Below are 23443 nucleotides of genomic sequence, written 5' to 3'. Positions count from 1 at the left end.
TACATGATTATGGGCTTAACCGGAGGCATTGCCTCCGGAAAAAGCACCGTATCCGCAATCTTTGTGGATAAGGGGGCGCGACTGGTGGATGCCGATGTCATTGCCAGAGAGGTAATGCTTCCGGAGTCTCCGGTGCTGGCCGCTGCCGTGCAAGAGTTTGGAGAAGAAATCCTGCAGCCGGATGGAACACTGAACCGGGCCAGGCTTGGAGAGATCGTTTTCCACGATCCTGAGGCCCGGCAGAAGCTGAATGATCTGACACATCCGGCGATCCGCCGGGAGATTAAAAACCAGATGTATGCATTGGAACAGGATAATCCCCAGCGATTGGTTATAGTAGATATTCCGCTCTTGTACGAATCCCGTTTGGACAATCTGTTTCAGGAAATAATCGTGGTCTACGTTCCCCGTGAGCTTCAGCTGGACCGTCTGATGGAACGCAATACGCTCACGATGGAGCAGGCTGAAGGCAGATTGAATGCCCAAATGGACATTGAGCTGAAGCGTAGTAAAGCCACCTATGTTATCGACAACAGGGGTAATCTGGATGATACAAGGCAGCAGGTTGCAGCTTTATGGGACAGGCTGGGTCTATCATGAAATGGCTGCGTAAAAAAAGAGTGCTGCTCCTGCTGTTTGTAGGCTTTACAGCCATTCTGTTCTTGAGTACGAACTGGATGTCCTGGTTTTATCCCATTTATTATAAGAATGAGATCCGCAAGCACAGTCTTACCTATGAGATGGATCCGTTCCTTGTGGCGGCAATCATCCGGGTTGAGACGAATTATAAAACCGGACGTGAATCTAAAAAAGGCGCCATAGGTCTTATGCAGCTGATGCCGGATACCGCCAAGTGGGCGCTCGAAAAGGCCAAGCTCCCGGATGTATCGCTGGACAGGCTTAAGGAAGAGCCTTCCGCTAACATTGAGCTGGGTACCTGGTATCTCTCTTCGTTGTCCCGCAAGTTTGACGGCAACCGCACGGCGGTTATTGCCGCATACAACGCTGGCCCAGGCAAGGTGCAGCGATGGCTGGATGAAGGGGACTGGGACGGGAGCGAGGCGGCAGTGAAGGATATTCCGATTGGCGAGACCCGTCATTATGTGCAGCGTGTCATTTATTATTACGAACAGTACACAGAGATCTATAATGAATTCTAGAGTGTAGCAACCCTACATTTGCATGCAAAAAAGAAGTATTACACGACCCGAAAGTCGAATAATACTTCTCGGCATACTTATGGAGAAATGTTTATTTGAACTGACCTGCCAGTGATTGTTCAGCCAGGGTTACAAGACGTTTAGTGATGTAACCACCGATCGAACCGTTTTCATAAGAAGTTTTATTGCCTTGGTATCCATCTGGGGAGAGCGTGATACCGAGTTCTTGGGCAACTTCGTATTTCAGTTGATCCAAGGCACCGCGTGCATTTGGAGCTACCAGGTTATTGGAGCTGTTATTTTGGCTCATTACTGTTCACCTCCTATCGGTTGGTAACAGTATTATGTGCTGGACTTGCCATCTTCATAACAACAAATAAACGGTGATTTATGGAAATTAGAATGAGCGCTTCGAAGCCGGATTCCTTGCCGGAACGGGACGACACCTATATTGCAAAAGGAAGTGATTAAGCTTATGAAATGCCCATACTGTGATCACACGAATACCAAAGTGCTGGACTCCCGTCCGGCCAACGAAAATAAGTCAATCCGCCGCAGGCGGGAATGCGAGTCATGCAGCCGGCGGTTCACCACGTTTGAGATGATCGAAGAAACGCCACTGATTGTGATCAAAAAAGGCGGCAGCCGCGAAGAATTCAGCCGCGATAAAATCCTGCGCGGCCTGATCCGCGCCTGCGAGAAACGTCCAGTCTCCGTCGAGCGCCTGGAGGTCATCGTCTCCGAAGTTGAGAAGTCCCTGCGCGGGATCGCCTTGGCTGAAGTGGAGAGCCGTCAGATCGGTGAGCTCGTCATGGAGCAGCTCTACCCTGTAGATGAAGTCGCTTACGTCCGCTTCGCCTCCGTCTATCGGCAGTTCAAGGACATCAACATGTTCATGAAGGAGCTGAAAGGCCTCTTGTCCAAGAGTACTGGAGAGCTGGAGGGATTATAGAGAGCTGCTGAGGGTATGCTATGTGGAGTGAGAGCGTTCTCTCTTTAGCCTGCAAGCTGTATGGAATTTTCCCTGTGAAGCAATAAGCCGCCGTACTGTAAGGTGGTTTATTGCTACTCCTAAATCCTTCAGCGGACGGGCAGAGGATCAATCCAAAAACTTTTTTGAGAAAAGTGTTGACACAGAGTCCGGAATTTTATATTATATAGAAGTCGCCTACGAAACAAATTAACTTCTAAGTGACATAAACATTACGGACAGAGTCAGTTTTTAGAATACATATTGTAGTTCTAAAACGCTTCATGGGGCCATAGCTCAGCTGGGAGAGCGCATCGCTGGCAGCGATGAGGTCAGGGGTTCGATCCCCCTTGGCTCCACCAATAACATCATACGGACTCTTAGCTCAGTTGGTAGAGCAGTAGACTCTTAATCTATTTGTCCAGGGTTCGAGCCCCTGAGAGTCCATCTTAAAGAAACGGCAGAAATGCCGTTTTTTTGTTGTCTGGGAAAGCGTGGCGGGTTTCGGAAGTACAGTCAGGAAATAGACCGCATCCTTTGCGAGAGGGCGGTCTATTTCTTTTTGAGTTATATCAGTAGTCCAAACAGCCGCTGAACCAGCCATACAGCCCCAAGGGTGGTAATTATCCAAGAACCATAGGTGACAGTGGGCTTGAAGAAGCTCTTTTTTTGAAAATAAATGAGGATTGGAAGCAGGAGCAGCACAATGCCTAACTGGATACATTCAATCCCTAGATTGAAGCTGATCAGGTCCACGGCTAAATGGGTTTTGGGCAGGTTCATTCCGCGCAGAATACCCGAGAAGCCGATACCGTGGATAAGCCCGAATAAGAATGTGACCACCCAGCGGAAGCGTATTTCTTTACGGAAAATATTCTCCAGGGCTACATAACAGATACTCAAGGCGATGGCCGATTCCACTAACCGTGAAGGTAAGCTAATCCAGCCCAGGACTGCGAGAGTTAATGTGATGCTGTGCGCTAAAGTAAATGCCGTGATAATGGAAATATACTGTTTAAGCTTTTGCTTTCTTAATAAAAGGGCGAACAGAAACAATAGATGATCATATCCGGTCAAAATGTGATTCATCCCCAATTTGAAGAATGAGAACCAATCAGACGTAGTGCTCATAGTGCTGCTACCGTCATTTGGAGAGGAAGGGCTCTGTGTCTGCGGATTGGATGAATTGGACGAAGAGGTCAATTGCTGCTGCTGCTGATCCTCGGTTAGTAGCATGGTCCATGTCCGGCTTTTCCCCTGCAGAACCGTCTCACTTACCTGACTCCCGTTGTGCGCAGTGATTAGATTGACATAGGGAGAACTTGTAGTCTGGGAGTAGAGGCCATCCAGAATAGAGACCGTTTGTCCAGGTTCGAACGCCGGATAGGCATAATGCCAGGTCACTACCTCTTTATCGCTCTTTTGATCAAGCCTGATGCCCAGAAGCTCTCCGGCCTGCTCGCTCCCGTTCATTTCAAGAACGACACTGTCGCCGATCCACTCTTCTAATTTATGCTTGTTCCGCTCAAGCTCGTCCTCTTGAAGAATTCCATCTCCATTGGTATCTACATCCATGCTTTCAAGAATAGAAATGACGTCTAAGGAAAAGCTGAAATCGGTCTTGTCTTTGTCAAAAGTAACTGTAGTATAGCTGGCGCTGAGGGCATGGGCCGATGCCAGTTGGTTGGAGAAGGCAACTGAAACGATGAGTGCTGTGATGAGAATGAATCCATGAAGTGTGCTGGATCGGAAATTACGAGATGACAAAGAGGTCCCTCCCTATTAGTTGAGCAGTAGAATTGCTGCAAGTCGCATAACCATTATTATAGCGAATAATTATTTTCGGTGTATATGCCTATGTAAGGTTAAAAATTAAATTTTACAAAATTAATACAATCGAATAATATAATTTTTACAATGCATGCTTATTGTTAATCTAGCAAGGAGTCTCACGTCCTTTCATAGGGTGCCGTTGGAAGAAGCTTATAGCACAAGAGGAGGTATTTTATTCATGGAATTTCGTAGTAGCCGATTCAACCGATTTAGAAAAAGGACAAGCTTGGGTTTAGCCGTACTCCTGCTCTTGTTGTCCGTATTCCCGCAAGGATGGATGATGTCCCGGGCTTCAGCGACTGCTTCGATAGATTCGCCGCATATTGTGATTAGCCAGGTATATGGCGGGGGAGGGAATAGCGGAGCCCCCTATTCTTATGACTTCATTGAATTATACAATCCTACAGACAGTGAGGTTAATCTGGATGGTTATGCCGTTCAATATGCTTCTAAGGCAGGAACATTCTCTGCCGTTGCTACGGGAACCTCGCCAACTATTACTAGTTTAACAGGGAAGGTAATTCAAGCTCACGGCTTCCTGCTGATCCAAGAAGCGAAGGGTACTAATTCACCAGCGGATCTTCCCGCGCCTGATGTTACAGGCACCATCGCTTTGGCTGCCGGAGATGGCAAAGTGGCACTTACAAACACGCAGACTGCCATCACGGGTGTTGCTGATCCTGCTGTTGTAGATTTCTTGGGCTACGGTGCCGCCAATGATTTTGAAGGTGCTAAGCTCGGTGCATTAAGCAATACTACCAGTGCACAACGAAAATCCGAGGATGGCAGCAACTCCGGACCCGGCAAAGGTGCTGGCCTGGACACCAATAATAATAGTACGGATTTCGTTGCGGCCTCCGTGCTTACACCAAGGAACTCAGCAACTCCTGCTGTTGTAATTACCAAGAGCGCACAACCGCTTGGCCAGAACATTCAGTTCACCAGCCAAGGCTCGGTGGGTACAATCACAGGTGATATATCCTCTGTTACTTCCTCTACATATGTCTCCATGTATTTAAGTGCTCCAGGTACCGGAACTGTTCCGGTTACCCAGGCCGTGTATGCGGATCCTTCCGGAGCATTCCATCTGACCTTCGATAATTCCGGTGACTACAAGCAAGTTTATCTTACGTCAACTGAACTGGATAAGGTGGCCAGTAATGCTGTAATGATCAATCTGGCACAGGCAAGCGCAGTGCTCGATGAGACCAAACTGACCTATTACCTCGACGCAAGCGGGGGTGGCAGAATCGTAGGAGCCGCAGGAGCAGCAGCAGCGAATTCGCTGATCTACAGCTACAATAATGCGGCAGGAGGGACGCGATTCTCCTCTACAGCCGACGGCAAAGACTACATTATCTCAGGTGCCGATGGTTCCTTTTCCTTTACATTTGCTAACGGGACAGATGAAGTCTATGTAGCGCAATTAACAGCTACGCTAAACGGCAAGAACCTGGAAGGTCCACGCACAGCCATTACCAAAGAAGATACAACGGTGATTACCCCTATCAGCACCTTGCGGACGAATGACAGTGCGGGTAAATCGGATAAAATCAATCAGATTTTTACGATACAAGGGGTTGTGATTGGCAATAACCAGGTGACTGCAGCCAATACATTCTATATGCAGGATGCAACGGGCGGCATTGCGGTGTTCGGGGCACTGCCTGCAGGCGTAACCGTTGCAGAAGGAGATTTGGTCACCGTAACAGGTGCGGTTCAGTTTTACAATGGCCTAACCGAAATTACGCCTACGACCGTTGTTAAAAATAATACAACCACTCTTCCACTCCCTTTTGAGTCGACGCTGCTCGATCTGATTGATTATACGAAGGCGGAGCCGCATGAGGGATCGCTAGTAAAATTCACAGGGAAAATCACTAACATTCCGGCCATTTCCGGCAATGGATATAACCTGACCGTTGCAGAGCCTGTAACGAACAAAACGATTACGGTACGGGTTACCACTGCCAGTGGCATTGATGTTTCCACCCGGTTGCAGAAAGATTCAAGCTATATTTTTACCGGGATATTCAGCCAGTACGTATCAGGCAGCACGTATAAGAGCGGATATCAGGTATTTCCAAGATCCATAGCAGATGTGCAGGAGGTTAAAGAGCTTTCCCTTGTGCATCAAGCGGTAACAGAAGCTTATACGAATACTGATATTCAGTTTACAGCAACGGCCAAAAATGCAGACTCTGTAATCCTTTATTACAGAACAGCAAGCGGAGTCTATACTGCGAAGCCCATGGTTTCAACCGGTGGCAGTGCTTATACTGCTGTATTGAATTCCGGCTTTGTTGCTTCCGGGAACAGTTTTGATTATTACATCGAAGCCAAAATGGGGCAGGATACGAAGCAGTCGGGATCCCCGGATCAGCCTCATACCGTTTCTGTTGTTGACGATACGTTTGCACCTGAATTTTACGAAGAAACACCAATGTCAGGAACAAAGATTGAAGACAGACAACCTGTCATTTCCGTGAAAGTAGATGAGCCAAGCGGTCTTGACGCATCTACTCTGGAAGTAACACTAGACGGAACGGCTGTACCTGCAAAGATTAATGGGGATACCATTGAGATTACCAATTCTGCGGATTTATCAGTGAGTAATCACACAGTTATTGTGAAAGTCAGTGATACCAAGCAAAATGAGGGAACCTATACATGGACCTTCACAGTGACACCAGTATTTACCGGTGGGAATCACTATCGCGGAACAACGCATAACCATACCAATATATCGCATGACGCTGCGGGTACACCTGAAGATGCTTTAAAAGCAGCGGAAGCCCATCACTATGATTTCTTTGCTTTTTCAGACCATTCGCATGATATTGATGCTGCCTTGGTAGGTCAAGATACTGTAGATCATAAAGGCTCTCCGGAGCGTACCGGCGGCGAAGACTGGAAGTTGACTAAGGATTTAGCCAAGAGCTATACCAAAAATGACAGCTTTGTTGTTTTTCCTGCCTTTGAAATGACTTCTACAACTTGGGGACATTCCAATGTCTTTGGAACTGACAACTTTATCGACCGTAAACAGAACTCGGGTCAATATCAGGATTTGAGCAAGTATTATGCCTGGGTTATGACTTATGATGATGTCGTTGCACAGTTTAATCATCCGGATATGTCCGCGAATGCTTTTAATAACTTCACACCTTATGACCGGAATGTGGATAAATTGTTCACGATGTTTGAGGTGGGGAATGGATCCGGCCACTACGGCTATGCGAATGCAGAAGGTAAATTCTTCAAGGCGCTCGATCTGGGCTGGCATGTGGCTCCAACGTATGGCGAGGATAATCATGATGGCACCTGGGGGCAGACCAATGCCAGAACGGTCATCGTGGCTAGTGACTTATCACAGGAATCTTTACTGCAATCCATGCGCAATATGCGTGTGTATATGACGGAAGACCCTAACTTTACACTAGACTTCCTTGCGAATGGCAGCTATATGGGGGCAACGGTCAAAGGGGATACCCTGAATTTCTCGGTGTCCGGGAAAGATGATGTTGTCGAAAAGAAGACTACGCCTGAATACAACTATCTCAGCAGCACTTACCAGTCAGATGACCGAATAGCTAAAGTCGAATTGATCACTAATGGTGATAAAGTCGTGGACTCGATCACACCGATGACCTCTGATTTCACTTGGAATCCTACCGTTCATGTTACCGGCGGGCAACAATGGTTTGTTGTGAAAGTGACGCAAATGGATGGAGAGCAGGTTTATTCTGCACCAATCTGGTCACAAGAGGTGACAACCGATGTGAAAGTGAGTGGAATTAATATTGTAGGGAACAGCCTGGTTGCAGGCAGTCCTACCGTACTTGAAGCGGGATTGACCAACCTGGGTTCACAGGACTTGTCCAATCTGAATGTTAACTTCTACTATGACATGGTTGACGAAGCGCACTTTATTAATAAAGCAGTGGTACCTTCCATCCTATCGAAAAGTACAGCCTCAGCTACAGTTACCTGGGCTAATCCGTTGCAGGGCAATCATACATTGATTGCTGTACTGGATACACCGGTGGGAGATTCCCCGGGGGATAATCAGTTCCGCCTGGACGTAACGATCAAAGCCTCCCTGGGAATCAAGGTAATGATTGATGCCTCCCATAAGAATGAGAATACTTCAACAGATGGCGGTACTTATAAGGACAACCTGAAGACCTTTACTACCCAGCTCCGGCAGGAAGGGTACACTGTCGTGGAGAATACAGGCGCCATTACTGCATCCACTCTGGCAGATGTAAAAGTGCTTATGTTTACACATCCTGCAGTTGCTGTAACCGCTGATGAGAGTTCGGCGATTGCAAGCTTCGTACAGCAGGGCGGCTCCCTATTCTTAACCGAGAAGAGCAATAACAGTACGAATCCCGCAATCGCAAACGGGCTGCTGGAACAAATCGGATCTACAATTCAGGTCAGCAATGACGGGATTTTTGATACGAGTCCAGAGGGGAACTTCTGGTCCCAGCCAGTAGGGACGAATACTTTTACCGTCAGACTTCATCCCGGACTAGTCAGTAATTATATAACGGACCGGGCAACTACGCTTGAGTATTATAGTGGCGCCAGTCTGGAAAAGGCAGGTCATCTCCCGCTTACGGACACTAGCAACGTAACGATTTTGGTAAAAGGGAATGAGACAACCTTCCAGGATAAGGTCGCTGCCGGCGGCTATACCTATGATAATGTTAATGATGGAACCGGAGGTTCTGCTATTCCTGCGATCGCTTCAGAAGGGGTAGGAAGCGGCAGAATCATTGTTTCGGGGATGAATTTTGTCAATGATAAGCAGCTTGATGAAGCCTATAATCCTAAAGGCAATAATGAGCTTGGGCTAAATTCCATCAACTGGCTGGCTCACCGCGAGACGGTGATCAATACCATTGCTGATACCAGAACCCAACCTGATGGCACACCTGCAGTGATCGAGGGAACTGTGGTTACCGGCTCGAATATCTTCTTCGATGCGTTCTACGTACAGGATGCTACAGGCGGCATTATGGCATTTAAAGAAGTGCCGGAAAATACGCTGGTCGAGGGGGATACCGTCAGAGTCTATGGTCAAACGAAAACCTTTGAGAATAACAAAGAGCTTGAATTTGGTTCGTTCGCTGCGGATGTAATCAAAACGGGGCATACAAGCCCGGTGGTACCGCGTGCGTTAACCACCGGACAAGCTAACCTGGAAACAAACCAAGGTCTGTTAGTGAAGGTAAAAGGCAAGGTCATTTCACAGTTTGATGAGAATTCTTATGTGATAGATGATGGAACAGGACAGGTGCTTGTCTTTACTGACGGATATATTGCCAAGCAGAGCGGACCTGTTCCAGTTCTGGCAGCCGGAGATACCTTGGAAGCTATAGGTATAACGGGTAAGAATACGGAAGGGATCCGGATTCGTGTACGGAATACAACGGAGTTAGTGAAGAGTATAGAGGATCCTGCAACTCCGACACCGACGCCGACAAGTACACCAACACCGACGCCGACAAGTACGCCGACAGCAACGCCGACAGCGACGCCAACAGCGACGCCGACAGCGACGCCAACAAGTACACCAACACCGACACTGAAGCCGACAAGTACACCAACGCCAACGTCAACGCCGAAATCGGTGCTGCCTACGGCACCGACGGATATACATCCTATCATTAATGAGAGCTTGATTCCAAGCCCGATTGACTTGCAGAAAACGCTCAGTCAATTGCTCAGTTCTGCACCTGTTGTTACGTTTCCGGATGTTAAACCGACGGACTGGAGCGCGCAGGGAATAACGCTTGCAGCGCAGCTCGGCATCGTTACTGGCACACCTGATGGTAACTTCCATGGCAGCGCGAATGTAACTCGTGCTGAGTTTGCAGCAATGGTTGTGAGGGCGTTACATTTGGATACTTCCCAAGCCGCTGCCAACAGTACATTCTCAGATACAAAAGGACACTGGGCGGAGGCTGTGATCAACGCGCTGAAACAAGCAGGTGTATTGAATGGGACGGGCGACGGCTCCTTCAAGCCTGACCAATCTATCTCCCGAGCTGAAATCACCGCAATTTTAGCTCGTGTAATGAACATGACTTCGGCTACGACGAATTCCTTCTCAGATACGTCGAACAGTTGGGCAAAGCCGTATATCGAGCAACTGCACAGTGCAGGCATCATCAACGGGACCGGCGTCAATCAGTTCAAGCCAAACAATAAAGCAAGCCGTGCTGAAGCGGTATTGATGATTCTTCGGATGCTAAACGTAACGCTTGACCTTGGTCTTGACATGTAAAAGTTAATGTAGTTACAACTATGGTGGACACTGTGAATAACGGTGTCCACTATTTATTTCTTGCAACATTTATACTGGAAAGACCGCATAAACTTCATCAACCAAGTCATAATTTATCCCACAAAAAAACCGCTCTAATACTCAATCCCTCCTTGAAGTAAACTGAGAAGGCTAGAGTATAAAAAGCGGTGTGTGTTCTTCACTACCTAACTGGTATACGTAAGACGGACTCCATCTGGAGAATCCGCTATTTACTCCCGGCTTCCCATCTCAGATTCCAGTTATAATACTGATCCAATTCCTGGTGCCCGGCGAAATATTCTACGAGTCTCTCCACGCTGAAGGTCTCATCCTTCTGATTACGGATCATGGCGATGGCACACATCCCCTTATGATTATTATGCTCATCCAGCCGGACCTCGATTTCTGGTCCGCCTTGCTGCTTGATGGTTACAATGGCGTCAGCCTCAGACCAGTTCGTGATGCCTTCATAGATAAAAGCAAAGACCACAATTCTGCTGATTTCGGAGAGATAATGGCCATTGATCCGCAGATTCTCGCCCGTGGCTATGGATCCGGTGCGGTCATCCCCGTCAAGGGAGATGTAAGGCGGCCTGTTCAAGCTTCCGAAGGATTCACCAAGTGCTTGGACAGAGCCCTTAATGCCATTTTTTAATTCAAACAGACAACCAAGGTCCAGGTCGATTCCTTTACTTCCGAACCAGCCCGATGATTTTTTTTGATACCAGTTGAGATTGATCAGGATCTCGCCCAGGGATTCAGTCCCTTTCTGGAGATTGATCACCTCCCCGTGTTTCTTAAGCAGGATGGTATTGAGATCTAAAGGAGCGGTTGAAGGTGATGGTGGTGAAGAGGGGGGCAAATTACCCGCCGTCTTAGGCCGTGACCGCAGCTCTGGGAGAGAGAGGGGGGGCTGCTGCGATTGAATTACTGGGCTGGCGGGTTGAACTGACGGGAGGATGTTATTGACCTGTATCCCATAACTTTTACATAAGGCAGCTAAGCCTCCTGCATATCCGGAACCCACAGCGCTGAATTTCCATTCATTATGATATCTATAGATTTCTCCGGCGACAATGGCGGTCTCTACCGAAAAAGCTTTACCAAGCCTGTAGCGCAAAAGTTCCGTTCCATCAACTGCATTGATGATCCGTAAATATACATCGTCCAATAGCGAGAAGTTTTGCAGCCGTTTCTCCCCTTCATATATCGTGAGTGCAAAGGCAATCCGTTCGTAGTCTGCAGGGATTTGACTGAGCTCGACAGCGATTTGTGTGTTGTCGGTTAACACTGTGTTGACTCTTTGATCGGACGGCACTATAGCTACGGATTGGTTCGGAGTAGAAGGATTACCATAATAAATAAGATCCTCATCTTTAGAGACTGTCTGGGATGGCGTAAGCATAAACACAGAAAAATCAACCTCAACCTCAGATCTTGCATTATGCCAGCCCATCCCTACTATAATACGGGTAAGGAGTGGATCGGCTTTTGTTAAGTTGCATTTTTGTCCCTTTATTAGCTCAAATGTCATCAGAACCAGCCTTTCAAAAGATTAGTAGCATCTGGACCAATATCAGCAGGAGGTTACTATCTGCCGCGTCTTCCAGTGTCGAGATTCGGGCCGTTCAGACTGGATAACATATCCAAGGACTGTTCATATATACGGACTATATCCTGCACCTTTTGGAACTCCGGATCTGAGGGACCCAGATTGTCCATGAACATACGCTGCAGAATTTCTCTATAAAAGGAGATACGGTTTTCGACAAGACTACACTCGTAATCAATGACCTCTTCAACCGAGTGCTGCTGAACAAATTCCATCAGATCATCAGCCGGGTTATCGTTATCGTAAGACTCCCGCTCATTACGAGCGGCAATCGGAGTGTTCACATTATCAAGGTTAACCGTGGAACGTATATCGGTGAAGAGAATACCTTCTTTCGCCAGCATGACCTGAAAAGGCTTGTGCTTGAACAACTCTTGTGCGACAAGGGCACACATCGCCTGATTCCTCAGCAGGATGCCGTCAAAAGGGTGAAGAACCCATCCTCTGTCATCCCGGTAGAGGCTGAACGTGAAGTACTCACCTCCATACTCATATTTCAGATTGATATTCGTCTCTGATGTAAGCTCATATTGAAATGCATCCATTCAAAATTCCGCCTCCTGCTTCTTCTATATGATTCTATTAGCATAGCAGAATATGGGGAATCTTGGGAGAGAGGATTAGTAATTTAGTAATGACAAACACTATACTCACTTTACAAAATATATATAGTCTATGCGTTCACCCGCAATATTTGCAACATTCTGATTCTCTCTTTTTTGATCTTTTACGAATCCGACACGCTCATACATTCGTTGAGCAGGGATTAAGTCCTCATTCGTGAATAAAACAATCTTTCGCACATCATGTTGGATGATTCTATTAACTGCTTCTTGAAGCTGCATTTTACCATAACCCTTGCCTTTGTGTTTTGACGCAATGCAATTATGACCTATTTCCGCATACTCAGGCATATTTCTCGGATCCCATGAAACAAAGCCAATCGCTTCATCATTTAGTGTAGTGATAAGCCCATATTTATCAGCAATTTCTAAATGGTCAAAGAAAAAGTTATCAAAATCCTGCCAATCAGAAGAACAGTTTTGTTCATATCTGCAATCCAATGAGTACGCATCTGTCAATAATTCAAAGAGTATTCCCCGGTTAAAGTCGCTCACTTTTTTAAATTTAATACTCATGGGTTAATTACCCGCCGCATTCTCATAAATATTCATAACCACCTGCTGGATCGGCAGTTCCTTGACCGAAATATCGGAGAACCGGTGCTTTCGGGAGATATCCTCAAGGAAATCGCTGATTGAAATATAAGCCGTATCCACTTCAAGCGTAATCTGAAAGCCGGAAGGCCTATCGATTACCTTGGTATAGGCATTGTCGAAGACGGTGCCCTGTACGGACTCTGCAAAAGTAAAACTGACTCGTTTCTTCTCTCCCAGAAAAAGCTTCAGCTGCTGAAGTGAATCATCAAATACCTTTTCCCCGTGGTTAATGACAATGACCCGGTGTGCAAGCTCCTCCACGTCCTCCAGATCATGGGTGGTCAGAATACATGTCATATTCTGCTTCTTGTTCATCTGGTGAACGAATTCACGGATTTTGACCTTGGCGATCACATCAAGGCCGATGGTGGGCTCATCGAGGAACAAAATATCCGGCTGGTGCAGCATAGCCATGACGAATTCACATTTCATGCGTTCGCCAAGAGACAGCACTCGAGTGGGCTTTTCGATCACGTGGGCGATATCCAGCAGCTCCGTTAGCTCTTCCAGACGGCTTTTAAAATCCGGATTGGCGATCCCGTAGATGGCTTTGTTCATGTTGAAGCTGTCGATAGGGGGAATATCCCAGATGAGCTGGGATTTCTGACCGAATACGGCTCCAATTTTGCCGACATAGCGCTTTCTGTCCCGGGCAGGCGAATAACCCAGCACCTGAATTTCCCCGCTTGTAGGATACAGTGCTCCGCAGAGCATTTTGATTGCCGTTGATTTCCCTGCCCCGTTGGGTCCCAGAATGCCGCAAATTTCTCCCTGCTCAATAGCAAAGCTGATATCGTTGACCGCGTGGACCATGACTTCTTCGCGCTGGAAGAAGCTCTTGAAGGTCTGTCCCATACCTGCGCCACGCTTGTAGGTTTTATAAGTTTTGGTTAAATGCTTCACATCAATAACCGGCATCATCCGCCTACCCCCTCGTACAATCTGATCATATGCCGATAAATCCATACTCCCGCCGCCAGGAATAAGAAGCACGGCAGAATAGCCGCGAAATCGCTGGCCTGCGCCCGTCCAAGAAGAGCAGAGGCAGGGAAGAAGCCTATCATCCCCACCGGAATGATCATCGAGGCTACCGCCTGCACAGCCTTCGGGAAAATGGGCAATGGATATTTTCCAATGTGCAGCACACTGTCGGCAAGCTCGGAGATTCTCGAATTGCCTACCCATTTGAAGGACATCGCAGCCATCATGAGGGATAATCCTGCCAGGACAGCTGTCCCTGCGATGAATAATCCGGCGAACTGCAGCCAGTACAAGGCCGAAATAGCGCCTGCATGTGCAGCAGAGAATATAAATAGAGAGATCCCGCCCAGTAACAAGCCGATACTGTCGGTAGAAAATGTAGTCGCAACAATATAAAACAGCGGATTCAGCGGCTTAAGAAGAATAACCTCGAAGCTTCCTTCACGGACATGCGACATAGTAGTCCATAGAACGCCGCCAAAAATAACACTTGAAAGCCCGCTGGACATGGTGAATACAGATTGGATTAGCAACACCTCATACAAGCTCCAGCCGGGAAAGCTGGTTCCCGCCCGGTAAATAAGCAGGGTCACCAGTGGGAACAAAATGTTGCCGACTAGTGTGATCAGGCTGCTGACGATGAAATTCATACGATAGGCCGCAGCTGATTGCACAGCTGAATACATACACTGTTTGTAAACATCCAGATACCGTTTCATGGTAAGAACTGTCCTTTCATGGGGTCATTCACGCACCGACAGCGGTAAACTGCTTCATAGCCTGGCGGCGAACGAGCTCGTTCAATCCGAACGTAATAAGCACTGCTATGGCCTGCATACCTACAGCTTGCTGTATGGATAGCTCAAGGCCTCCAAGAGAATAATGCCCGGTGAACACCATTGCCGGCAGGTAAGCCATGTACTGAAACGGCAGGAAGAACTGGATCACCTGCAGCGAGTGCGGAAAGAAATCAAGCGGAATAAGCGCACCCGAAAAAATACCCGACACCAGCATAAACGCGCTTCGTATTCCGCCCGACTGGACAAGCCAAAATGAAGTCAGGCCAATCATGTAGTTCACATAAAAATTCATTAGAAAGGCAAGCAGCACCGACAGAAAAGTCCATGGGAGGCTTGCCGGTCGCATATCTACTCCAAAAATAAAAATGAAGATCAGAAGGCACGGCAAAAATTCAAACAGGAAGCCTAAAGACCGATGGCCGAGTTTCTGAAAGAATGCGAACGAACGGTGATGAATCGGGCGCAAATGGAAGGTGAGAAATTTACCGGTGCGCACAAGCATGGATAAGTTCCAGTCGGCAAAATCCATGATCAGGTAACCGATAAGCGCAGTAGCCCCAAAGTAGCGGATCATCTCGGGGAGTGCCATGCCGCCGAGCGAAGAATGACCTCCATATACCGCCGTCCAGATGAAATATTGCACCATAAAATATACAGGGCCGACGATAACGGACACCATAGAATGAGTGCGGTAAGCACTCCACTCTTTGTAGGTCACGCCCGCTACCGTCCGGCAAATCAGCCAATTGTGCTTCAAGCTGTTCATTAGATCAGTCCTGACCAAATGATATTGGTTACATTGAACAAGCCTTCCGCGTACCAATTATCACCGACAAAAGGCACAAACCATACGGCAGCGAGCTGTTCTGTGGGGTCAATGGCCATGCAGCAGGCCCCCGCACCTTCATGGAAATAGCTGGTCTCCGAGTAGAGGAAGGCAGGGCCTCTTCTCATATCGAGACCAATGCCGTAGCTCCGGTCTTTGACGTCGTTACCCCAGCAGTAATCGGGAACCCCGTGCAGGGTGCGGGTTGTGATTTTTTCCACTGCTTTGCGGCCGACAATACGGGTATCGCCCAGGGTTCCCATGCCCAGGAGCATGTTGGCGAACCGGATGAGGTTAGCAGGTGTAGAGGCGAGGCCTCCCCCGGTTTTGGAAACCGTATCCCACAGCTGTTCTATTTGCAAGTCTTCAGGCTGAGTACCGTTGACTAGATCGTTCAGCCGCTTTTCATGTCTCTCATTTCTTATAATGGCGCGTTTGGCCAATTCAGGCGTCAGTTCCCAAACCGTGTCCTTCATACCCAGAGGCTTCAGGATTTGCTCTTCTATGTACTGCTCAGCGGTTACACCGGTCACTTTTTTAATAATTTCTCCGAGCAGGCAGAAGCCGAAGGAGCAGTATTGCCATTCTTCGCCTACTTTCTTATTGACGCCGCAGCTCAGCGCGGCTGTGATCCAGTCGGGATCACCGTCCTCAGGGGTATATTTTTCGAAATACTCTTCAATGAGCTGCCAATAAGACTTATGATAGGGGATGCTCCCTGCACAGTCGGGAAACAGGCCCGAGGTATGGGTCAGAAGGCTATAGATATCGATTTTATCAAACGGGGCCACATTCAACGGTTCAAGTATGGCGCCAACCGGGATGTCAAACCGGAGAATACCGTCCTCCACAAGCTTGGCGATAGCAACTGAGGTAATGGCTTTAGTAATGGACGCGATATTATGAACGGTTGTTGGTAAAAGCGGGTCCGTGCTATCTTCCCGGAAAGAGAGCGGTCCCATAGCCCCGTGCATAAATGTCTTTCCATACCTGGAGACGCAGTAAGATGCGGCCTGGATCTTTTTTTGATCGATCAGGGTCTGAAAATGGGCATTCAAAACCCCGATTCTTGAAGTGTCGTAACCTGCCTCTGCCGGTGAGCAGTCGGTAACTCCTGGTGTAAATAGCATATGATATGTGCCTCCTTATCTATTTTTACGCATGCGAAGTTGACAGCTCTAACTAAAGCGCTCTCAAAATGACTACGTTAAGTATATTTCCAAGGAATGGATGTTACAACAGAGAGTTTAATTTATAACCAAACTTGCCCGGGTGATTATTCATCTTTTAGGTGATAACGTAGAGGTGTTCATGATTTTATCGGGGAGATATACTTCGTTGAAATACTTTTTTAAATGGAAGTAAAAGGTTATATTAGACCTATGTGAGAATGCAGCCAAAGAGAGGGTGGAGCGGCTACATGGATTAATGTCCATAGCTCCTGTCAGGTAAACACCATGCTGTTACGCACTTATATTCCACAAGCTCCTTTGTCAGGTTTTGTGGATTTTTTTTGGTATTTCGAAGGCTATACCTCACCGTATTCGCAGGAACTCACGCTGCCGGATGGTTCGATTGAACTTGTGTTCAACTTGAGTGGGGGGAAGATTAACCTAATAGACCGGGAAAATAAAGGCCTGGTGAGGGCATATGGCAGCTCTGTTATTTGTGGGCCACATTCGAAGTCTTTCATCATTGATACTTCTGTGAAGTCTACAGTTGTGGGAGTACACTTCAAACCAGGCGGTGTTTATCCATTTCTTAAAATGCCAGTGGATGAAGTACATAATATTCATGTATCCCTGGATGCATTGTGGGGAGTACAAGCCCATGATATGCATGAGAAGTTGCTGTTAACCAAAACGGTGGATGATAAGTTCCAGCAGTTGGAGAAAAGCCTTATTAAGCTGGCTTCACAACCTTTGATACAGCATCCGGCAGTTCACTTTGCGCTTAACGAATTTCTGAGATTGCCTTTAAAAAGACCCCTCTCGGATGTGATTGGACAAATGGGTATAAGCCATAGGAGATTTATTCAGATTTTTAAAGAAGAAGTGGGGTTGACTCCTAAGCTCTTCTGTCGTCTTCGCCGCTTTCAGGAGGTATTAAACCGAATAGACCAGGCTAAGAATGTTAATTGGCTAGACGTCGCTATGGCTTGCGGATATTATGATCAGATGCATTTTATTAAAGATTTTCAAGCGTTCTCCAGCCTCAATCCAACAGATTATTTCTCAAGACTTGACAGGCATCATAATCATGTTGGGATACTTATCTAATAGCGGAAGGCCGGTCAATCATTAAATAAAGGTTCAATTTTTTACTATACGCATATGAACAGGTCCGTTAGGATATTCATTGAGATAGATTCGTTGCATATTTAGAGAAAAGGAAGGCGTCAATAATGAATACAGCAACTCCATTCCTATGGATTAAGAATACTGCTGAGGCGATTGGGTTTTATAAGGAAGCTTTTGGTGCAGTGGAGCATTATCGCTTGACGGAGCCGGGAGGTAAAGTGGCTCATGCTGAAATTACAATCGGCGGTGCTAAAATATCACTTGCAGGGGAATACCCTGAATATGGAATTTTCGGTCCGGAAACTATGGGGAACACAACGGTGGGTATCCAACTGCAGGTCGACGATGCAGATACGGTATTTCAACAGGCGGTTGCGGCTGGAGCGATTATTGTTAATCCGATGACAGATCAATTCTATGGTGATCGAGCGGGAAGTGTAAAGGATCCGTTCGGACATTATTGGATGATCTACACTACTGTGGAAGTCGTAAACCCGGAAGAAATGCAGAAACGGTTCGAAACCTTATTTGAGAGTTAACACTATGAGCAGTGCTAAATCGCTTGGAAAAAGACCGCACTTCATTGTGAGAAGGCGGTCTATTTCTTTTAGAATGTAATGGAAATCAATAAGTAAAGGGCCGCTGCTCTAGATGTGCTCCGCTAGCTGTACCTCGAAGCCGTCCGGATCAAGAACATACAAGAACCTTAGGTGAGGGTTAGGCATGATCGGTCCGCGTGCTAACGGGATGCCCTGGCTCGTCAAATGATCGATTGCCTCATCCAGCGACACCACCTCGAAACCAACGGAGACACCGCCCTCGGGCTTCAGAACCGTCTCATCTCCCTGAATCAGCTCGATCTTCGGTTGTCCCTCTCCTGTACCTAGCATGACAATTGGTCTTCCTCTGCTCTCAAACCTGCGTTCAACCGGAAGACCCAGAATCCTGTGATAGAAATCAAGGGAAGCTTCCAGATCGTGTACCCTAAGCGTAATCCAATTCAGGCTCAATTTCATATTGAAAGTCTCCCTTAAGTAATAGATGCTTCGTAGATGGCCTGGGTGGATTGTGCGAGCATGGTGCTAAACTCTTCGTCGGTTTGCTGATCGCTGAGTCCTTGTGATAATGCCCGGGAGAAGCTGGCAATCAGTCCATGGTTACGGGCCAGCTTGTCATTGGCCTCCGATTGGGTGTAGCCGCCTGACAAAGCAACGACCCGTACCACATGCGGATCTTCAATGAAATCACTGTAGAAATTGTCCTCCGTCGGTATGGAAAGCTTAAGCATAACCTTCACGTCTTTATCCAGAGCGGCTAGTTGGGTAGAGATCTCTTGTTTTAAAAGCTTCTCCGCTTGTTGCTTATCCTTACTATGGATATCCACTTCCGGTTCGATAATCGGCACCAGGCCAACACTGGCAATTTGGCGGGCGACGGCAAACTGCTGCTCTACAACTTTTTGTATGCCGGCCGGGTTCGCTTCCTTAATCAGTGAGCGCATCTTGGTTCCAAAGATATTTTTCTGGACAGCGCGCTTCAGAAGGTCATCCAGACCGGGAATGGGTTTCATGAGCTGAACCCCGTTATCAGGCTCGGCCAGGCCCTGGTCGATTTTCAAAAAAGGCACGATACCTTTCTGTTCCCATAGATAATCGGCAGTGGCTTGTCCGTCAATGAAACGATCCATCGTGTTCTCAAAAAGAATAGCTCCCAAAATGTACTTGGAATCAAATGCAGGGCTCTTGATAATACGTGTTCTCATCTCGTGCACCAATGCAAACATCTCTTCTTCATTGGAATAGCGGTCTTCCTGAATGCCATATTGCAGCAGAGCTTTTGGAGTACTGCCTCCGCTTTGATCCAAGGCTGCAATAAAACCCTTTCCTGTGTGAATCCGGTCCAATTGTTTCGTATTCATGAATGTGTCCCCTCTCCTTCGTAAAGTGAATGGCAGTGGTGTGCAATCATGTATAGTTTAGTTAGAAAAAACGAACAATGCAAACTAGAGAATGAGGTATGAATGCCAATATGATATGGGAGTTGAATTCATTTGAGTATCGATTTGATCTGCACAATAGGCCCGGCTAGTTCCTCCCCCGCTGTTCTTAAGGAATTACTCCTGAGCGGTATGACCATCGCACGGCTGAATATGTCACACGGGAGCCATGAAGAGCATGGACGGGTCATTGAAGTATTGAGGGCCGCCGCCGCCGAATCGGGTCAATCCGTGCGGATTATGGGTGACCTGCAGGGACCGAAAATCCGTCTGATGAGCGTGAAGGAGGAGTCCGTTCGATTGGAAGAGGGCCACACGTTTATCCTTGATCTGTCAAATGAACCCGGAGGGCAAGCGCGGGCAGCGCTCGATCATCCTGTTGTGATGGAGGATATTGTACAAGGTGCTTCCATCTTGATCAATGACGGTGAAGTGAAGCTTGAGGTGACAGATAAGCTTCCGGGAAGGATAACTACAAAGGTTATCGTGGGTGGAACGATCGGCAGCCATAAAGGCGTCAACCTTCCGGGAACGAACATCCGCTTGCCGGCCATAACTGAAAAAGACAAACAGGATCTTGAGTTCCTGCTGGAGCATCATGTGGATTGGATCGCTTGTTCTTTTATCCGGGAAGCGTCGCATCTGGAGGAAATCCGTGCGTTTGTTGCTGGACTGGGGGAATATAGCCAGCCGGGCCTTGTTTCCAAAATCGAAACCGTTCAAGCGATTCAGAATTTCTCATCCATCATGGAAGCATCCGACGGTATCATGATTGCGCGCGGAGATCTTGGCGTAGAGCTGCCTTTTGAACGAATCCCCTTCATTCAGAAAGCTATTCTCCGCGAGTGCAAGCAATCGAAGACCTATGTAATCACTGCTACCCAAATGCTGCAATCCATGGTCGAACATCCGGTTCCAACACGTGCAGAGGTAACCGATGTCTCTCAGGCAGTAATCGACGGGACTGATGCTGTGATGCTGTCAGCAGAAAGCTCTGTGGGCGATTATCCGGTGCAGAGCACAAGAGCCCTGAGTACGGTCGCCAAATTTGCTGAGAACATGCGGGGGCAAGGGGAGAGCGGTTATGAGCTGGGGAAGCTATGCACAGAGACCCCGTTTGATAATCTTTATAAGAAAACCGCAGTGAATAACAGGACGGACTAAATGGACGACCCGGGATAAATACATAATCATCCAACGCGTATTCCAAAGTGACAACAATGTCACGATCCCGCTCATGCTTATCATCTGAATCGCACGACAGTATGGGTTCCGGGCCATACAATTAGTGTGTTGGAACGGACTTGTTCGTTCTGATGGGGGTAACCCCAAATTTGAAAGTAGCAAGGAGAGGATTAGCCGCGGTTGCCATGATAACCTACACGCTGATCTACTTCGTGTTCGCTGTGCTTACTGAGGGTTATTATCACCGCATTGTGAAGGCTGCGCTCTAGCAGCTCCGCGGCTGTGTTCATATCTTCGAAATCGGATAATACAAATTACATTCACAGTACTTCTTATTACATCTGGCATAATTGATGAGCTCGAAGCTGAATTTCTCTTCCAGATCGAATTGTACAGTGGGCATCCATGTGTCAAAGATGTGCTTCCAGATGAGGCTTAGTGACTTCGAGTTGATCTCCTCAGGCCGATGAGGGCCCATATAAGTAAATACACCGTATCTGTGGGGAGCAACATGCTTGAGTGACATATCCGGCGGAATGATGCTGCTCTGATTCACTTCGACAGAGGGCTGGTACCAGGTATAGCCCTGAAACGGCTCCGGAACGGTGGTATACCCGATATACGTATCTTTGTTAACTGGATTAATGATTCTTGGACGGTCTTTATAGAAGAAGGCGACACCCAGCCGGTTGGACGTCTGGTTTGCCATGTTGTCATTTACATCCACCTGATATTCAGGTCCTGCAATGGAAAAGGGCGGCAATACGCTTGTGGAATGAAAATAGACAAGCCCTTCTCCGGCGCGGTGCAGAAAATCGGCATTGAACCTGTCCATGATCTGCAGTGGAGAAGGACTTCGCCGCCATTTGGCCGGGCTGATGTTGAATTCCTCCTTGAAGACTCTGGAATAGGTGCGTTCACATCCGAAGGAGTATTTGTACGAGATGAACTCGATGCTGTTCCGTTCATGGATCAGATCTCCCAGCGACAAGGCGATCCGCCTTCTGCGCACATATTCCATCAGGCCGGTTGCCGTGGCCCCTTTCCAGATGCGGAGTAAATGAAATTTGGAGATGTTTACCTGCTCAGAGATACGGTCCAGGCTTAGCTCTTCGAGCAGATGATCTTCGATAAATTCCGTGGTATGGTTGATCGTTTCCAGGAGATGAAGTTCCATATTTGCTCCTTTGCAAGTTGAACTTGTTGAATGATAACCCAGCAATTTTTGTCCGGTTCTTTAAATCTCAGTGTAGTATGATTCTACCATAAACGGAAAACACCATAAGGGAATTTTTATAAGAAGTAGGAGGAGAGCTGGAAGGATGGAATTTGCAGCGCAGGCAGAGCTGAAAGCACGCTACATAGCCGCACAGAACAGCTTTATCGGCAAGGTCAGCAGCGATCCGAATGTGATTGCTATTATTATCAGCGGGAGTCTGGCCTATGATGTGATTTGGGAAAAAAGCGATATTGATATGACTATGGTTGTCCGGGACCAGTCCCTTGCCACAACAACCTATTGTATCGACGAAGACGGTATTCTTATTAATGTGTATCTTGTGGTCCGCAGCGATTTCAAGCGGGGAATGGAACGGGCGCTGGGCGGGTCCTTTGCCCAATCCTACTACTCCAAGGGTAAGATGGTCTATTCAACGGATGACAGTCTGATCGAATACTTCGAAGACCTCAAGATCATAGGCAGTGATGATATTGCGATTTCCGCCCTTCATATTGCAAGTCAGCTTGTATTTTTGAGCGACAAAACCCGGAAGTGGCTGACAGTCCGGCAGGATCTGCTGTATGCGCAGTATTACTTGTTAAAAGCTGCAGAGTCAGTTGCTCATATGGAGCTATGTATCCGCGGTGAAGCCATATCCAGGGAGGCTATTCAGAGAGCGCAACTCTTGAATCCAGAGGTTCTTGTTCCATTTTATCAAGATGCGATGTCCCATCATATGAGCGTAGCGGAAATTGAGAGCGGATTAGAATGTTTGGACAAGGTGCTGGAGCGGCATCTCCCCATCTTTTCTAGGCCGGTGCTTGAATTCATGAGGGATCAGGAGATCAAAACCGTAACGGTGATCAATAAGCATTTTCATGTGCAGAGTGACCAGCTGCTTGGTGTTATGGACTATCTGGTTCAGCAAGGTATTATCGAAAAGGTCACCCAAACGATTCGGATCACGCCCAAAAGCAAGCCGGCTGTTGAGGAAGCAGGTTATCTATACATTCCGTAAATAC

Annotated in this window: 20 protein-coding genes and 2 tRNA genes; 10 read left to right on the top strand and 12 right to left on the bottom strand. The window is 47.4% G+C overall.

Going from position 1 to position 23443, the window contains the following annotated elements; genetic code table 11:
* Nucleotides 1-3 precede the first annotated feature (3 nt).
* Entirely contained in the window at nt 4-600 is a 597-nt protein-coding gene (coaE, locus tag A3849_RS11240; protein WP_074111493.1) for a dephospho-CoA kinase, read from the top strand.
* Entirely contained in the window at nt 597-1160 is a 564-nt protein-coding gene (locus A3849_RS11235; protein ID WP_074111537.1) for a lytic transglycosylase domain-containing protein, read from the top strand. The genes coaE and A3849_RS11235 overlap by 4 nt, the downstream gene beginning before the upstream one ends.
* A gap of 91 nt (nt 1161-1251) precedes the next feature.
* On the opposite strand, the gene A3849_RS11230 is transcribed toward A3849_RS11235, so the two are convergent.
* On the bottom strand, nt 1252-1470 hold the full coding sequence (locus A3849_RS11230; RefSeq protein ID WP_074084046.1) for an alpha/beta-type small acid-soluble spore protein: 219 nt from the start codon (nt 1468-1470) through the stop codon (nt 1252-1254).
* Between the two features lie 165 nt (nt 1471-1635).
* On the opposite strand from A3849_RS11230, the gene nrdR reads away from it, so the two are divergent.
* The 3 genes from nrdR to A3849_RS11215 all read left to right on the top strand — a co-directional run bounded on the left by nrdR (nt 1636) and on the right by A3849_RS11215 (nt 2577).
* Nucleotides 1636-2112 carry a transcriptional regulator NrdR gene (gene nrdR, locus A3849_RS11225; protein ID WP_074084047.1) on the top strand — a complete coding sequence of 159 codons (477 nt, stop codon included), beginning with the start codon at nt 1636-1638 and terminating at the stop codon, nt 2110-2112.
* Between the two features lie 304 nt (nt 2113-2416).
* A tRNA-Ala gene (locus A3849_RS11220) sits at nt 2417-2492 on the top strand.
* Nucleotides 2493-2504: 12 nt separating this feature from the next.
* Nucleotides 2505-2577 (top strand) — tRNA-Lys (locus A3849_RS11215).
* Between the two features lie 120 nt (nt 2578-2697).
* On the opposite strand, the gene A3849_RS11210 is transcribed toward A3849_RS11215, so the two are convergent.
* Nucleotides 2698-3897, bottom strand: a complete 1200-nt coding sequence (locus A3849_RS11210; RefSeq protein ID WP_074111492.1) for a HupE/UreJ family protein — start codon at nt 3895-3897, stop codon at nt 2698-2700.
* A 244-nt stretch (nt 3898-4141) separates the two neighbouring features.
* Between A3849_RS11210 and A3849_RS11205 the strand changes: the two genes are divergently transcribed.
* Complete coding sequence (locus tag A3849_RS11205; RefSeq protein WP_074111491.1) at nt 4142-10261, top strand: S-layer homology domain-containing protein; 6120 nt, start codon at nt 4142-4144, stop codon at nt 10259-10261.
* 247 nt (nt 10262-10508) lie between these two features.
* On the opposite strand, the gene A3849_RS11200 is transcribed toward A3849_RS11205, so the two are convergent.
* The 7 genes from A3849_RS11200 to A3849_RS11170 all read right to left on the bottom strand — a co-directional run bounded on the left by A3849_RS11200 (nt 10509) and on the right by A3849_RS11170 (nt 16851).
* Nucleotides 10509-11816, bottom strand: coding sequence for a TerD family protein (locus tag A3849_RS11200; RefSeq protein ID WP_074111490.1), 1308 nt, complete (start codon nt 11814-11816; stop codon nt 10509-10511).
* A 56-nt stretch (nt 11817-11872) separates the two neighbouring features.
* Nucleotides 11873-12439: a hypothetical protein gene (locus tag A3849_RS11195; RefSeq protein WP_074111489.1), complete on the bottom strand. Its 567-nt coding sequence runs from the start codon at nt 12437-12439 to the stop codon at nt 11873-11875.
* A 105-nt stretch (nt 12440-12544) separates the two neighbouring features.
* Entirely contained in the window at nt 12545-13033 is a 489-nt protein-coding gene (locus A3849_RS11190; protein WP_074111488.1) for a GNAT family N-acetyltransferase, read from the bottom strand.
* 3 nt (nt 13034-13036) lie between these two features.
* On the bottom strand, nt 13037-14035 hold the full coding sequence (locus A3849_RS11185; RefSeq protein WP_074111487.1) for an ABC transporter ATP-binding protein: 999 nt from the start codon (nt 14033-14035) through the stop codon (nt 13037-13039).
* Nucleotides 14032-14814, bottom strand: coding sequence for an ABC transporter permease (locus A3849_RS11180; protein WP_074111486.1), 783 nt, complete (start codon nt 14812-14814; stop codon nt 14032-14034). Before A3849_RS11180 ends, A3849_RS11185 begins: the two co-directional genes overlap by 4 nt.
* A gap of 28 nt (nt 14815-14842) precedes the next feature.
* The gene (locus A3849_RS11175; protein WP_074111485.1) at nt 14843-15661 is read right to left on the bottom strand and encodes an ABC transporter permease; all 819 of its coding nucleotides are present in this window, start codon (nt 15659-15661) and stop codon (nt 14843-14845) included.
* Nucleotides 15661-16851, bottom strand: a complete 1191-nt coding sequence (locus A3849_RS11170; RefSeq protein WP_074111484.1) for a serine hydrolase domain-containing protein — start codon at nt 16849-16851, stop codon at nt 15661-15663. The genes A3849_RS11175 and A3849_RS11170 overlap by 1 nt, the downstream gene beginning before the upstream one ends.
* A 327-nt stretch (nt 16852-17178) precedes the next feature.
* On the opposite strand from A3849_RS11170, the gene A3849_RS11165 reads away from it, so the two are divergent.
* Together A3849_RS11165 and A3849_RS11160 are read left to right on the top strand one after the other, a co-directional pair.
* Entirely contained in the window at nt 17179-18000 is an 822-nt protein-coding gene (locus A3849_RS11165) for a helix-turn-helix domain-containing protein (RefSeq protein ID WP_074111483.1), read from the top strand.
* Nucleotides 18001-18125: 125 nt separating this feature from the next.
* Nucleotides 18126-18560 (top strand): VOC family protein, encoded by a 435-nt coding sequence (locus A3849_RS11160; protein ID WP_074111482.1) that lies wholly within the window; start codon nt 18126-18128, stop codon nt 18558-18560.
* Between the two features lie 108 nt (nt 18561-18668).
* Here A3849_RS11160 and A3849_RS11155 read toward each other — a convergent pair whose 3' ends face one another.
* Both A3849_RS11155 and A3849_RS11150 read right to left on the bottom strand, forming a co-directional pair.
* The gene (locus A3849_RS11155) at nt 18669-19037 is read right to left on the bottom strand and encodes a VOC family protein (protein ID WP_074111481.1); all 369 of its coding nucleotides are present in this window, start codon (nt 19035-19037) and stop codon (nt 18669-18671) included.
* Nucleotides 19038-19051: 14 nt separating this feature from the next.
* Nucleotides 19052-19939 (bottom strand): fructose bisphosphate aldolase, encoded by an 888-nt coding sequence (locus A3849_RS11150; protein WP_074111480.1) that lies wholly within the window; start codon nt 19937-19939, stop codon nt 19052-19054.
* Nucleotides 19940-20071: 132 nt separating this feature from the next.
* On the opposite strand from A3849_RS11150, the gene pyk reads away from it, so the two are divergent.
* Nucleotides 20072-21181, top strand: a complete 1110-nt coding sequence (gene pyk / locus A3849_RS11145; RefSeq protein ID WP_074111479.1) for a pyruvate kinase — start codon at nt 20072-20074, stop codon at nt 21179-21181.
* Between the two features lie 307 nt (nt 21182-21488).
* Here the strand turns inward: pyk and A3849_RS11140 are convergent, their stop codons facing one another.
* On the bottom strand, nt 21489-22379 hold the full coding sequence (locus A3849_RS11140; protein ID WP_074111478.1) for an AraC family transcriptional regulator: 891 nt from the start codon (nt 22377-22379) through the stop codon (nt 21489-21491).
* 145 nt (nt 22380-22524) lie between these two features.
* On the opposite strand from A3849_RS11140, the gene A3849_RS11135 reads away from it, so the two are divergent.
* Entirely contained in the window at nt 22525-23439 is a 915-nt protein-coding gene (locus A3849_RS11135) for a nucleotidyltransferase (RefSeq protein ID WP_074111477.1), read from the top strand.
* The last annotated feature ends 4 nt before the right edge of the window (nt 23440-23443 follow it).

This window comes from Paenibacillus sp. P46E, assembly GCF_001909095.1.
GTDB lineage: Bacteria > Bacillota > Bacilli > Paenibacillales > Paenibacillaceae > Paenibacillus_AQ > Paenibacillus_AQ helianthi.
Note: the sequence above shows the minus strand (reverse complement) of the source record. Positions and strands in the feature narration are given on the sequence as shown.